The following is a 13,497-nucleotide window of genomic DNA, read 5'->3' as shown; positions in this document are numbered from 1 at the left end:
TTGCCCGGCAGCGGTACGACCTGGAACAACCCGCTCCGCGACCCCCGGGACAAACGACTGCCACGGATCGCGGGCCCGTGCAGTCTGATCATCTTCGGGGTGACCGGAGACCTCGCGCGCAAGAAGTTGATGCCCGCGGTCTACGACCTGGCCAACCGGGGTCTGTTGCCGCCGTCGTTCGCGCTGGTCGGATTCGCCCGGCGCGATTGGGACGATGAGGACTTCGCCAAGGTCGTGCACGATGCCGTGCGCGATCACGCCCGCACCGGGTTCCGCGAGGAGGTGTGGGAACGGCTGGCCGAGGGCTTCCGGTTCGTCTCCGGCTCCTTCGATGACGACTCGGCGTTCGACCGGCTCAAGGAGACCCTGCACCGGCTGGACAAGGAACGCGGGACAGACGGGAATCACGCCTTCTACCTGTCGATTCCACCGAAGGCCTTCCCGACGGTCTGCGAGCAGCTGGACCGTAGCGGATTGGCACGAGAGGACGGCGACAACTGGCGCCGGGTGGTGATCGAGAAACCGTTCGGGCATGACCTCGAGTCGGCGCAGGAACTGAACTCGATCGTCAACAGCGTCTTCCCCGAGTCGTCGGTGTTCCGGATCGACCACTACCTGGGTAAGGAGACGGTCCAGAACATCCTGGCGTTGCGGTTCGCCAATCAGCTGTTCGACCCGCTGTGGAGTTCGCATTACGTGGACCACGTCCAGATCACCATGGCCGAGGACATCGGCCTGGGTGGTCGGGCCGGGTACTACGACGGCATCGGCGCCGCCCGCGACGTCATCCAGAACCACCTGCTGCAGCTGATGGCACTCGTGGCGATGGAGGAGCCCATCTCGTTCGAACCCAAGCAGTTGCAGGACGAGAAGATCAAGGTGTTGGCAGCGACCCGCAACATCCTCCCGCTCGAGGAGAACACCGCCCGTGGCCAGTACGGTCCCGGCTGGCAGGGCAGCCAGAAGGTGCCCGGTCTGCTCGAGGAGGAAGGGTTCGCCCAGGACTCCACCACCGAGACGTTCGCGGCGATCGCGCTGGAGGTCGACTCGCGCCGATGGGCGGGAGTTCCGTTCTATCTGCGCACCGGCAAGCGGTTGGGCCGTCGTGTCACCGAGATCGCGTTGGTGTTCAAACGTGCGCCGCACCTGCCGTTCGACCAGACGATGACCGAGGAACTCAGCCAGAACGCGTTGGTCATCCGGGTTCAACCGGATGAGGGGATCACACTGCGATTCGGGTCCAAGGTGCCGGCGTCGAGTATGGAGGTCCGCGACGTCAACATGGACTTCAGCTACGGCACCGCGTTCACCGAGGCGTCGCCGGAAGCATATGAACGGTTGATCCTCGACGTCCTTCTGGGTGAACCCTCACTGTTCCCCGTCAACGAAGAGGTCGAACTCTCCTGGGAGATCCTCGATCCGGTCATCCAGGCATGGGCCGAGAGCGGCAAGCCCGACACCTACGAGTCGGGGACGTGGGGACCGGCCTCCGCGGACGACATGATGGGTCCGGGACGCAGCTGGCGGCGGCCCTGATGCTGATCGCCAGTGACCGACAGCGCCCGACAACGACAGGATGATGCACGATGATCGTCGAGTTGCCCGACACATCCACCAATCAGGTCGCGAAGAAGATCGTCGAGGTCCGTGAATCGGGCGGCGCGATCAGCCTCGGGCGTGTGTTGACGCTCGTGGTGTGCGCCGAGCACGGAGAACCGACCGAAGGGGCCATCGAGGCGGCCATCGGCGCCAGCAGCGAGCACCCGAGCCGGGTCATCGTCGTGACCCGAGGTGATCGGGACGCGGAGTCACGCCTCGACGCCGAGATCCGCGTCGGCGGGGACGCCGGAGCCTCCGAGGTCGTGCTGCTGACGCTGCAGGGCGATCTGGCCGAGCACCCACGCTCGGTGGTCACCCCATTCCTCCTCCCGGACACCCCCGTGGTCACCTGGTGGCCCGGCGAGGCGCCGGAGAATCCGGCAGCCGATCCGATGGGTTCGCTGGGTCGGCGACGCATCCTCGATGCGAACCGATGCGCGAGCCCGCAGACCGTTCTCGCCCGGCGCCTCGCTGCTTACGCGCCGGGTGACTCCGACCTCGCATGGACACAGATCACCCACTGGCGGGCGCTGCTCGCGTCTGCGGTCGATCGGCCACCCCACACGCCGATCACCGAGGTCAAGGTCACGGGTCCGGGCCACTCCCCCGGTATCGACCTACTCGCCGGATGGCTCCGCTCTGCGCTGAAGGTACCGACACACCGTGGCATCGGCAGCTTCGAGGTCCGGCTCATGCGCGACGACGGTCCGACCATTCTGTCGCTGGACGAGAACAACAACGCCGTGCTGAGTATGCCGGGCAAACCCGACGGACGGGTGGCGATGACCCGTCGCGAACTGCCTCTTCTCCTCGCCGAGGAGCTCCGGCGGCTCGACATCGACGAGGTGTTCGAGCAGGCGCTGGCCGGTGTGAAAGAGATCGATGTCCAAGGAGCGGCCTGATGACTCCGGAAACCCTTGTGTTCGATGACAAGACTGAGCTCGTCAGCACCGCCGCTCACCGATTCGTCGATCTCGTCACCCGAGCCCAGTCCGACCACGGTGTGGCGTCGGTGGTGCTCACCGGCGGAAGCAACGGCGTCGCGATCCTGAGTGCCCTCGCCGCCGACAGCGGTGACATCGACTGGTCTCGTGTCGAGTTGTTCTGGGGTGACGATCGTTTCGTGCCCGAGGACGATCCGGAACGAAACTACGGTCAGGCCCGAGAAGCGTTGCTCGACCATGTGGCCATCGACCCCGCGCGGGTCCATCCGATGGCACCGTCGGACGGTGAGTTCGGTGACGACATCGACGCCGCGGCAGCGGCCTACGCCGCCGTGCTCGGCCGATTCGGTCCGGGGGCGGTACCGCACTTCGACCTACACCTGCTCGGTATGGGTGGAGAAGGCCACATCAATTCGCTGTTCCCGCACACCCCGGCGACCGCCGAAGCCGAGAAGACCGTTGTCGCGGTTGAGGATTCGCCGAAGCCGCCGCCCCGTCGGATCACCCTCACCCTGCCCGTGGTCAACCGCAGCAAGGCGGTCTGGTTCCTCGTGGCGGGGGCTGACAAGGCCGAGGCCGTCTGGGCCGCACATACCGGCGCCCATGCGAACGACTGGCCCTGTGCCGGCGCCCACGGCACCGACGAGACCGTCTGGTTCCTCGACCGAGCAGCCGCCGGCAAGCTCTGACCGCACGCCCGGTTAGCCGATGTCGGCGAGTCCCGGGGCCGCAAGCAGTTCGGCGATTTTTGTGTCGATGAAGTCGATGTCGACGGGGTTGGCACCGCCGCCGGCGAAGTGTCCCCACACGCCCGGAATCACCGCGACGTCGCCGCGCTCGATGAATTGCGTCGCCCACATCTCGTCCTCCGGCGGGAAGTAGAGATCCTTCTCCGCGGGCATCGCGAGCAATGGGCATCTGATGGCACGCAGCGCGGCCTCGGTGTCCCCGCCGAATCCAGGGGTCGCCCCGACATCGCCGGCGTGCCACGTCCGCAACAATGCGACCAGGTTGTTCGGGTCCCGTCCGTCGCGGAAGAAAGCCTCCCAGAACCCGTAGAGGAAGTCATCGAACGAGGTGAACCCCATCGATCGCCACTCCTCCTGCCAGTAAAAGGCCTGAGAGAAGCCCCACCCTGCATAGATCCTGGCAAACGCGCGGAGCCCTTTCAACGGCCACGCGTCCGGCGCGTAGTCACCGTCGGCCCACGCCGCATCAGCTTTCAGCGCGACCTCCAAGGATTCCAGGAACACCTTGTTGTGTGGCGCCGTCACGCTCGATCCGCAGAACGGCGCCGCACGCTGGACCATATCCGGGTGGCTCACGGCCCACTGATAAGTCTGCCCTGCTCCCATCGACCATCCGGTGACCAGTGCGATCGACGAGACGCCGAACAGCTCGGTCATGAGACGATGCTGCGCCTGCACCTGATCGTAGAACGTGACCAGGGGGAACCGTGCGTGGTCGAACGGTGCGGGGGCGTTCGACGGAGACGTCGACAGGCCGTTGCCCAGCATGTTCGGGATCACGATGAACCACCGATCCGGGTTCAGGGCCTTCTTGTCGGTGCCGACCAGCCATTCGTTGTCGCTGTGCCATCCCGAGTACCAGGTCGGATACACGATGACGTTGCTCTTGTCCTCGTTGAGCGTCCCGAAGGTCTTGTAGGCGAGTCGGGCGCCACGCAGCGTGAGACCGCTCTGCAGGCCGAAGTCGCCGAGTTCGAAGATTTGCGCATCCGTGGGCACGGGCATGGTCACGACCAACTCTCAGGTATTCAACATTCGGAATAGTTCCATCTGGATGGAATATCTCGATGGTACGGTCGCGCTCCCGAAATGTCGCGGGATCGCGCCCATCTCGCCGATCGCCTGCACTGCCACGCGACTGTTGCAGGCTCCGGTCTTGGTCTGGGCAACGGAATGTTCTGCCTGAGCCACCGCGTTACACCGGGCATGCGAGCCCTGTGGGTGACGGCACACCCTGACGAAGGATCCCTCAACCGGCACCTCACCACGTTCGGTTCCCGGGTACTGACCGAGAACGGTTGGGATGTTGTGGAATCAGACCTCTACGCGATGGGCTGGGATCCGGTGCTGCGCCACGAAGGCGGCGCCGACGTCGTCTCGGAACAGCGCAAGCTCCTCGACGCCGACCTCCTGGTCATGCAGTTCCCACTCTGGTGGTATGGCATGCCTGCGATCATGAAAGGGTGGATCGACCGCGTCTTCGAGGGCGGATTCGCTTATGACGTCATCGATCCCGGCACCGGGCGCGCGCGCAAGTACGGCGATGGAGGCCTTGCCGGCAGGAGGGCCCTGACGATCGTCACCGCGGGCGACCGACCCGGCAGCCTCGGACCACGTGGGATCAGTGGCGACGTCGAGGACGTCCTCTGGACCACACTGCACGGCACATTCTGGTACACGGGCATGGACACCCTGCGCCCCCACCTCATCACGGGAGCTCGCGACATCGACGACTCGACGATCAGATCCGTCGAGTCCGACCTCGCCGATCGCCTCGGTGGTGTCGCAGACGAGGCACCGATCCCCTACCTGCCCCTCGACGAGCGGTTCTATGATCACTCCATCCAGCTCTGCCCAGACGTGTCACCAGGTGTGAGGGGCAATGCTGCGCATCGGTTTGCGGAGTGACTCAACGGGTTTCGATACGCGGCGGACCTCGCAAGCTCGCCCCGCTGCTACTCAACCAGCGGAATCGGCCCGGCCCGTCCCCGGCAGCTCAACCAGCCGAACGAGCCCACCTCCCGCTGATCAAAGTCCCGCAGACGAGCCCACCTCCCGCTGATCGAGTAGGCGCCGAGCCTGCGAGGCACCGTATCGAGATCACCCTCGCAACAGACCCGCCTAACCCGAGTTGCGCAGTGCTGTCGCCAGGCCGTTCATGGTGAGCTGGATGCCACGGCGAATACGCGGCTCGTCGTCGCCGGCGCGGAAACGGCGCAACAACTCGACCTGCAGCAGGTTCAGCGGCTCGAGGTAGGGGAATCGGTTGTACACCGACCGCTTGAGGGCGGAGTTGTCCGAGAGCAAGTCGTCGGTACCGGTGATCTTCGCGCACATCTCAATGGTCCGCTCGTGTTCGTCGACGATCATGCCGAAAACCTGGTCGCGCAACTCTTCATCCGGAACCAGCTGTGCATAGCGGTGCGCCAGACCCATATCCGACTTGGCCAGGACCTGAGCCATGTTCGACATCACGGTACGGAAGAACGGCCACTTCTCGTAGTAGCGCCGCAGCGTCTCCAACCGCTGCTCATCGTCGCCGACCCACTCCTCGAAGGCCGAGCCCGTCCCGTACCACCCGGGCAGCATCACCCGTGACTGAGTCCACGACAGCACCCACGGGATCGCCCGGAGGTCCGAGATCTTCTCGGTCTGCTTGCGCGAGGCCGGCCGGCTGCCGATGTTGAGTGCACCGATCTCCGACAACGGGGTCGAGGTGGTGAAGTACTCGACGAAACCAGGTGTCTCGTGTACGAGCTTGCTGTATGCCGAGCGCGCCAGCCGGGCGATCTCGTCCATGTTGGCGTACGCGTCCTCGGATTCGTCGCCGAGGCCCTCGACGTCGAGCAGCGACGATTCGATCGTCGCCGCCAACAGGGTCTCCAGATTCCGTTCCGCCAGAACTGGTTCGGCGTACTTGGCGGCGATGATCTCGCCCTGCTCGGTGATCCGGAGCGACCCTTGGACGGCGCCGGGCGGCTGCGCGAGGATGGCGTCATAGCTGGGCCCGCCACCGCGGCCGACAGTGCCACCGCGGCCGTGGAAGAGCCGCAACCGGATCCCGGCCTTCTCGGCGGCCTCGACGAGGTCGAGCTCGCCGCGATACAGCGCCCAGTTGGCCGCCATGTAGCCGCCGTCCTTGTTCGAGTCGGAATACCCGAGCATGACTTCCTGCATTCCGTGCTGGGCGTCGACGAGATCCCGGTAGACGGTGAGGTCCAGCGCCGCCAAGAGTGTCTCGGCTCCCTGCTGCAGGTCTTCGATGGTTTCGAACAGCGGCACGATCCGCACCGTCGACGTGAGTTTGCCGGTCTCACCGTCGATGTCGATCAGGCCTGCTTCCTTGAGCAGGATCATCGGCTCGAGCATGTCGCTCACGGACGTGCACATGCTGATGATGTAGTTCGGCACCGCCTGCGGTCCGAACTTGGCCACCGCGCCTGCGGCGGCACGCACGATGTTCAGTTCCTTGGTCGCCAACTCGCTGAGCGCTGCATCCGGCCGTGTCAACGGACGTCGGGCGGCCAGCTCCGTCGCGAGGATCTCGACGCGTGCGGCCTCGTCGAGCGACAGATAGTCGGCCTCCACACCAGCCCAGGCCAGCAACTCGGCGATGACCTCCTCGTGCATGTCGGAGTTCTGCCGCATGTCGAGGCCCGAGAGGTTGAACCCGAAGGTGCGGACGCTCTCCCGCAGGCGCAGCAGCCGGTCGTCGGCGATGGTCTCATCGCGGTTGTCACGTAGTGCGGTGTCGATGAGGTCGAGATCGGACAGCAACTCGTCCGCGGAGTCGTAAGGCTGTTTCCCGTCGACCAGGAACAGGTCGTTCGATGAGAGGAACTCGGTGTCGAACAGGGTGTTCGCCGTGGCCGCGACTCGTGAGCGTATGTGGCGCAACGCCACGCGGAAGGGCTCGTCGGCGGAAGGATCATCCGGTGCCACGCCGGCGAGTTCGAGCAGGGCATCGACGGAATCGATGAGTCGGGCGGACATACTCAACTCCACCGCCAGCAATTCGAGCTCCGCAAGGTGATGGGCAACGGCCGTCTCGGCGGCCAATGTCGTTGCCATCGTGACGATCTCATTGGTCACATAGGGGTTGCCGTCCCGGTCGCCGCCGATCCAGGATCCCATTCGCAGCATCGGGTCGTCGGTGAGTCCCGCATCGGGATACGCCGACTGCAGCGCGGACCGCACCCGGGTGTTGATCTTGGGCACGACCTCGAAGAAGGAGGCGTCGTAATAACGCAGGCCCGAGCGGATCTCGTCCTGGATGGTCAGTCGTTCGAGACGGATCAGGGCGGTCTGCCACAGCGTGAGGATCTGACGACGGATACCCTCGGTCACCTCCGCGTCCTCTTCGGGAGTCAGTTCGGTGCGTCCACGGAAACGCATCAGCTCGGTGATTCGGTTCTGCGCCTCGAACACCGTACGACGCCGGGTCTCGGTGGGATGAGCGGTGATCACCGGTACCACCGTCGCGTCGGCGAGCGCGCGTCCCACCTCGTCGTCGGTCAGATCTGCGGCGGCGAGTTTGGCATAGGTGGCGGCCAGGCTGCTGTTCTGCGGCGGGTCGCCGGCCCGGACGTGGATGGCGCGACGGCGCTCGCGGTGGATGTCCTCGGCCAGATTGGCCAACAATGCGAAGTTGGTGAATGCCCGGATGACCGGCAGTGCCACGCCGATGTCGAGGTCGGTGAACATGTCCGCGAGTTCATCCCGGTCGATCTCGGATCGCCGGATACGGAATGCAGCGACGCGGGCACTCTCCACGAGGTCGAAGACGTCGGTCCCGGAGTGCTCGCGGACCATGTCACCGAGGATTCCGCCCAGTAGCCGGATGTCCTCACGCAGAGGCTCGGTCAGCGCACGACCCTCGTCGTCGACGGAGATGTGATCGACGATCGAAATCGACGGTCGCCATGCAGGTGCACCCGCTGAGGGGATCGATTCGCTCATGGCTCCCAGTATCCCGGCATCCGGGTGTGGCGGCATCTCGTAGCCGCCGTGAGCCGTCAGGAGAGGCTGATCTCGAGGCCGATCGCGATGATGAAGATCGCCCAGATCAGACCGACGAAGATGGTCAAGCGGTCGAGGTTACGTTCCACCACACTCGACCCCGACAGGCTCGACTGCACACCGCCACCGAACAGCGAGGACAGACCGCCGCCCTTGCCCCGGTGCAGCAAGACCAGCACCACCATCAACACACTGGTGATGACCAATCCGATGTCGAGTGCGAGCTTCACGTGTAGTCAGTCCTGTCCGTCGATACATGCAACTGTGGCAGGTCGCGCCGGACAACGAGCGTACTCGCCCAGCACAACCTGCCACAGTCTACGCGCCGTTCGACGGGCTCCTGGATCGGCCCCTATGGCGGCCTGGGGAACGGCTTGCCAGCGGGTGCACCATGCTCTGAACTCTGCTTGCGCTGACACCCGCCCTTCGTGACGGCCCTCCGCTGGCGCTCCGGGCCTCCTCAGGGATCGGAAGGATGGCCCCCGCCCAGGACACCAGAAGCGAGCGGGCAAACGTCACCACCCACACCCTGAAGAGGGAGCCGGCCAACGTCACCACCCGGCCCCTGAGGAGCGAGCTTGCGACCGTCACCACCCGGCCCCTGAGGAGCGAGCTTGCGACCGTCACCACCCGGCCCCTGAGGAGCGAGCTTGCGACCGTCACCACCCGGCCCCTGAGGAGCGAGCTTGCGACCGTCACCACCCGGCCCCTGAGGAGCGAGCTTGCGACCGTCACCACCCGGCCCCTGAGGAGCGAGCTTGCGAGCGTCACCACCCGGTCCCTGAGGAGCGAGCTTGCGAGCGTCACGAAGGGTCCCGCCCGCCTCGACCCCTCAGCGACCGGGAGAAATCGTCACGGAAGGGGTCCGCCGGCGGCGATCGCCGACAGGCTCGCGAACTCGTCGGACTTCAACGAGGCGCCACCCACCAGCGCACCGTCGACGTCGGTCTGGCCGACGATGTCGCCGACATTCTTCGCATTCACCGATCCGCCGTAGAGCACCCGGACCGATGCCGCCGTGGCCGCGTCCGCGATCTCACCGAGAGCCGCACGCACCGCGCTGCACACCTCCTGGGCGTCCTGCGCACTGGCGACCCGGCCGGTGCCGATCGCCCACACCGGCTCGTAGGCGATGACGACCTTCCCGATCTCCTCGGCCGACAGACCGGCCAGCGATCCCTTGAGCTGCGCCACGTTGTAGGCCACGTGTTCGCCCGACTCGCGGATGTCCAGGCCCTCACCGATGCAGACGATCGGGGTCAGACCGTGCTTGAGCGCAGCCTTGGTCTTGGCGAGCACGATCTCGTCGGTCTCGGCATGCATGGTCCGACGTTCCGAGTGACCGACGACCACAAAGGTGCAGCCCAACTTGGCCAGGAAGGCGCCGCTGATCTCTCCGGTGTACGCGCCGGAATCCTGTGCCGACAGATCCTGCGCACCGTAGGTGAGCAAGAGCTTGTCGCCGTCGACCACGGTCTGCACGCTGCGGATGTCGGTGAACGGTGGGATGACCGTGACGTCGACCTTGTCGAAGTACTTCGCCGGCAGTGCGAACGCGATCTTCTGGACGAGCGCAATCGCCTCCAGATGATTCAGGTTCATCTTCCAGTTGCCCGCGATCAAAGGCTTTCGCGACGCTGCCATCAGCTCTCCAACACCTTCAGTCCGGGCAATTCCTTGCCTTCGAGATACTCCAGCGACGCGCCGCCGCCGGTCGAGATGTGCGAGAAGTCCGAGTCCGGCAGACCGAGTGTGCGCACGGCGGCGGCCGAGTCGCCGCCACCCACGACGGTGAACGCGCCGCCCTTGGTGGTGGCCGCGATGGCTTCCGCCACCCCGCGTGTACCCAACGAGAACTTCTCGAACTCGAAGACCCCGGACGGGCCGTTCCAGAAGATGGTCTCGGCACCCGAGAGCACCGCGGCGAACCGCTTGACCGACTCCGGGCCGATGTCCAGGCCCATCCAACCGTCCGGGATCTCCTCGACCGGGACGGTCTTCGACTCCGCGTCGGCGGCGAACTTGTCGGCCACCACGACGTCGACCGGGAGCCGGATGACGTCCCCGAACTGTTCCAGCAGACCCTTGCACACGTCGATCTGGTCTTCCTGCAGCAACGACGTACCGACCGGATGCCCCTGTGCGGCAAGGAAGGTGAAGGCCATGCCACCGCCGATGACCAGCGTGTCGACCTTTGGTGCGAGCGCCTCGATCACGCCGAGCTTGTCGGAGACCTTGGAGCCGCCGAGGACCACCGCGTAAGGCCGTGCGACCTCCTCGGTGAGCTTGGACAGCACCTTCACCTCGGCCTCGACCAGCTTGCCCGCGTAGTGCGGGAGCAGTTTGGCGACGTCGTAGACCGATGCCTGCTTACGGTGGACCACGCCGAAGCCGTCCGAGACGAACGCGCCGTCGTCACCGACCAGCTCGACGAACGCCTTGGCCAGCGATTCCCGCTCGGCCTCGTCCTTGGAGGTCTCCCGCGGATCGAAACGGACGTTCTCCAACAACAACACGTCGCCGTCGGTGAGACCTTCGGCACGGGCCAGCGCATCGGATCCGACGACGTCGCCGGCCAGCTGCACATTCCGGCCCAGCTCTTCCCCGAGGCGTGCCGCGACCGGAGCCAACGAGTACTTGGGGTCCGGTTCACCTTTGGGCCGACCGAGGTGCGCCGTGATGATCACCTTGGCGCCCGCGTCGACGAGCGCCGACAGCGTCGGCAGAGAGGCCAGGATGCGGCCCGGGTCGGTGATCGTCGTTCCGTCGAGCGGAACGTTGAAATCCGACCGGACCAGCACTCCCCGCCCCGAAACGCCTTCGTCCAGAAGGTCTTTCAGTGTGGGTACGCCCATGGTGGCGTTGCTCCTAGCGATTCGTGGGATCGATTACAGCGACTTGCTGACGAGCCCGGTCAGGTCGACGAGGCGGTTTGAGTAGCCCCACTCGTTGTCGTACCAGGAAACGGCCTTGACCTGATTGCCGATGACCTTGGTCAGGCCGGCGTCGAACAGCGACGAGTGCGGGTCGGTGACGATGTCGCTCGAAACGATCGGGGCGTCGTAGTACTTCAGGATGCCCTTGAGCGGTCCCTCGGCGGCGGCCTTCATCGCGGCGTTGACGTCATCGGCGCTCGCGGACTTCTCGACGATGGCGGTGAGGTCGGTGACCGAGCCGGTGGGGATCGGGACACGCAGGGCGTAGCCGTCGAGCTTGCCGAGCAGCTCCGGCAGCACCAGGCCGATCGCCTTCGCTGCGCCGGTCGAGGTCGGCACGACGTTGATCGCGGCGGCGCGGGCGCGGCGCAGGTCGCTGTGCGGGCCGTCCTGCAGGTTCTGATCCTGCGTGTAGGCGTGCACGGTGGTCATCAGACCCGAGACGATTCCGAACTCGTCGTTGAGCACCTTGGCGAACGGTCCCAGGCAGTTGGTGGTGCACGAGGCGTTCGAGATGATGTTCTGGCTGCCGTCGTACTTGTCGTCGTTGACGCCCATCACGATCGTGATGTCCTCGTTCTTGGCGGGCGCGGAGATGATGACCTTCTTGGCACCGGCGTCGATGTGGCCCTTGGCCTTTGTGCCGTCGGTGAAGATGCCGGTGGACTCGACGACGACGTCGACGCCCAGGTCGCCCCATGGCAGCGCGGCGGGGCCTTCCTTGATCGCCAGCGCCTTGATCTTCTTGTCGCCGACGACGATGGTGTCGTCACCCTCGAGCGAGACGTCCTCGGGCAGCCGGCCCAGGATCGAGTCGAACTTGAGGAGGTGGGCCAGCGTCGCGTTGTCCGTCAGGTCGTTGACGGCGACGATCTCGATGTCGGTGCTACCCAAAGCCTTCTGTGCTTCCACGGCGCGGAAGAAGTTGCGGCCGATCCGGCCGAATCCGTTAACGCCTACCCGAACAGTCACTGTTGTGCTCCTTAGCGGTATTCATCATCAAGGCCTGCGGCCGGGAACGCGTCACCGTTCACCGAAGGACGGTCACGCGCAGGGCCCACCTCAGCCTAGTAGGACGACCTCAGTCCAGCATGCGAAGGGTTGGATTCATCGTGCCGAATTCCCGGCACCACCTCACGCCTCGTCGAGCAGATCCGAGGTGACCGCCGACTCGGTGTCGGGGATTCCGTCGGCACGGGCCTTCTTGTCCGCCATGGACAGCAGCCGTCGGATACGTCCGGCCACCGCGTCCTTCGTCATCGGCGGATCAGCCAGCTGACCGAGTTCCTCCAGCGACGCCTGGCGGTGGGTGATCCGCAGCTGACCGGCGGCGATCAGGTGATCGGGTACCTCGTCGCCGAGGATGTCGAGGGCCCGCTCGACCCGCGCGGCGGCGGCGACCGCTGCCCGCGCCGACCGGCGGAGGTTCGCATCGTCGAAGTTCGCCAATCGGTTGGCGGTGGCACGGACCTCCCGACGCATGCGTCGTTCCTCCCACACCAGTCGGGTGTCGTGGGCACCCATCCGGGTCAGCAGGGCACCGATGGCCTCGCCGTCGCGGATCACCACCCGATCAGCACCGCGCACCTCGCGCGCCTTGGCCGAGACACCGAGCCGACGGGCGGCGCCGACCAGCGCCAATGCGGCCTCCGGACCCGGGCAGCTCACCTCCAGGGCCGAAGAACGTCCGGGCTCGGTGAGCGAGCCGTGGGCGAGAAACGCACCGCGCCAGGCAGCTTCCGCGTCGGCGACGCTGCCTCCGACCACCTGGGCCGGAAGTCCGCGGACCGGCCGTCCCCGCAGGTCGAGCAGCCCGGTCTGGCGAGCCAGACCTTCACCGTCCTTGGTGACCCGGACGATGTAACGCGCACCCTTGCGGATCCCACCGCTGCGCAGCACGTGAACGTCGGAACCGTAGCCGTAGAGATCGAAGATCTCGCGTCGCAGACGACGGGCCACGTTGCCGAGGTCGACCTCGGCCTCGACCACCACCCGTCCTGCCACGATGTGCAATCCCCCGGCAAACCGCAGCAATGCCGACACCTCGGCCTTGCGGCAACTCACCTGGGTCACCGTCAGACGCGAAAGCTCGTCCTTCACCGCCGCGGTCATCGCCACCGGTCCCTGCCCTCCTGTCACGGTCCTCCTGTCCGGTTCACGCCGTGGTTCGCCAGGAGCTGGTCGGTCACGCGATCCGTGTCGACGCTCGCGAGTCCCCCGACCGCGATGGCCGGGCGCCGCGGCCCGGCC

Annotated in this window: 11 protein-coding genes; 4 read left to right on the top strand and 7 right to left on the bottom strand. The window is 65.9% G+C overall.

Translation table 11 applies throughout. The annotated features are described in order from the left end of the window. The 3 genes from zwf to pgl are packed head-to-tail and all read left to right on the top strand — an operon-like array spanning position 1 to position 3,232. Positions 1-1,536, top strand: a complete 1,536-nt coding sequence (gene zwf / locus ACVT6V_RS17925) for a glucose-6-phosphate dehydrogenase (protein WP_489895091.1) — start codon at positions 1-3, stop codon at positions 1,534-1,536. 50 nt (positions 1,537-1,586) lie between these two features. Beyond that, positions 1,587-2,501: a glucose-6-phosphate dehydrogenase assembly protein OpcA gene (locus ACVT6V_RS17920; RefSeq protein ID WP_489895090.1), complete on the top strand. Its 915-nt coding sequence runs from the start codon at positions 1,587-1,589 to the stop codon at positions 2,499-2,501. Beyond that, positions 2,501-3,232: a 6-phosphogluconolactonase gene (gene pgl, locus ACVT6V_RS17915; protein ID WP_489895089.1), complete on the top strand. Its 732-nt coding sequence runs from the start codon at positions 2,501-2,503 to the stop codon at positions 3,230-3,232. The genes ACVT6V_RS17920 and pgl overlap by 1 nt, the downstream gene beginning before the upstream one ends. 12 nt (positions 3,233-3,244) lie before the next feature. Here pgl and ACVT6V_RS17910 read toward each other — a convergent pair whose 3' ends face one another. After that, on the bottom strand, positions 3,245-4,297 hold the full coding sequence (locus tag ACVT6V_RS17910) for an alpha/beta fold hydrolase (RefSeq protein WP_489895088.1): 1,053 nt from the start codon (positions 4,295-4,297) through the stop codon (positions 3,245-3,247). 84 nt (positions 4,298-4,381) lie between these two features. Here ACVT6V_RS17910 and ACVT6V_RS17905 point away from each other — a divergent pair, with 84 nt between their 5' ends. Continuing rightward, positions 4,382-5,200 (top strand): NAD(P)H-dependent oxidoreductase, encoded by an 819-nt coding sequence (locus tag ACVT6V_RS17905; protein WP_489895086.1) that lies wholly within the window; start codon positions 4,382-4,384, stop codon positions 5,198-5,200. A gap of 213 nt (positions 5,201-5,413) precedes the next feature. Here the strand turns inward: ACVT6V_RS17905 and ppc are convergent, their stop codons facing one another. From ppc to whiA, 6 genes are all read right to left on the bottom strand, one after another. Continuing rightward, a complete protein-coding gene (gene ppc / locus ACVT6V_RS17900) occupies positions 5,414-8,251 on the bottom strand; it encodes a phosphoenolpyruvate carboxylase (RefSeq protein WP_489895084.1) in 2,838 nt (945 codons plus the stop codon). Between the two features lie 56 nt (positions 8,252-8,307). Then, complete coding sequence (secG, locus tag ACVT6V_RS17895) at positions 8,308-8,541, bottom strand: preprotein translocase subunit SecG (protein WP_489895081.1); 234 nt, start codon at positions 8,539-8,541, stop codon at positions 8,308-8,310. A 622-nt stretch (positions 8,542-9,163) separates the two neighbouring features. After that, complete coding sequence (gene tpiA / locus ACVT6V_RS17890; RefSeq protein ID WP_489895079.1) at positions 9,164-9,955, bottom strand: triose-phosphate isomerase; 792 nt, start codon at positions 9,953-9,955, stop codon at positions 9,164-9,166. After that, on the bottom strand, positions 9,955-11,166 hold the full coding sequence (locus ACVT6V_RS17885) for a phosphoglycerate kinase (RefSeq protein ID WP_489895077.1): 1,212 nt from the start codon (positions 11,164-11,166) through the stop codon (positions 9,955-9,957). Before ACVT6V_RS17885 ends, tpiA begins: the two co-directional genes overlap by 1 nt. Positions 11,167-11,199: 33 nt before the next feature. After that, complete coding sequence (gene gap / locus ACVT6V_RS17880) at positions 11,200-12,219, bottom strand: type I glyceraldehyde-3-phosphate dehydrogenase (RefSeq protein WP_489895075.1); 1,020 nt, start codon at positions 12,217-12,219, stop codon at positions 11,200-11,202. A gap of 162 nt (positions 12,220-12,381) precedes the next feature. Then, complete coding sequence (gene whiA, locus ACVT6V_RS17875) at positions 12,382-13,359, bottom strand: DNA-binding protein WhiA (protein ID WP_489900869.1); 978 nt, start codon at positions 13,357-13,359, stop codon at positions 12,382-12,384. Between the last annotated feature and the right edge of the window lie 138 nt (positions 13,360-13,497).

It is taken from the genome of Gordonia sp. LMA167, from assembly GCF_058130025.1.
Note: the sequence above shows the minus strand (reverse complement) of the source record. Positions and strands in the feature narration are given on the sequence as shown.

Excerpts from the sequence above, each read along its gene's own strand:
- ACVT6V_RS17920 (WP_489895090.1), top strand. The coding sequence starts at position 1,587 with ATGATCGTCGAGTTGCCCGACACATCCACCAATCAGGTCGCGAAGAAG.
- pgl (WP_489895089.1), top strand. The coding sequence starts at position 2,501 with ATGACTCCGGAAACCCTTGTGTTCGATGACAAGACTGAGCTCGTCAGC.
- ACVT6V_RS17910 (WP_489895088.1), bottom strand. The coding sequence starts at position 4,297 with ATGCCCGTGCCCACGGATGCGCAAATCTTCGAACTCGGCGACTTCGGC.
- ACVT6V_RS17905 (WP_489895086.1), top strand. The coding sequence starts at position 4,382 with ATGTCGCGGGATCGCGCCCATCTCGCCGATCGCCTGCACTGCCACGCG.
- ppc (WP_489895084.1), bottom strand. The coding sequence starts at position 8,251 with ATGAGCGAATCGATCCCCTCAGCGGGTGCACCTGCATGGCGACCGTCG.
- tpiA (WP_489895079.1), bottom strand. The coding sequence starts at position 9,955 with ATGGCAGCGTCGCGAAAGCCTTTGATCGCGGGCAACTGGAAGATGAAC.
- ACVT6V_RS17885 (WP_489895077.1), bottom strand. The coding sequence starts at position 11,166 with ATGGGCGTACCCACACTGAAAGACCTTCTGGACGAAGGCGTTTCGGGG.
- whiA (WP_489900869.1), bottom strand. The coding sequence starts at position 13,359 with ATGACCGCGGCGGTGAAGGACGAGCTTTCGCGTCTGACGGTGACCCAG.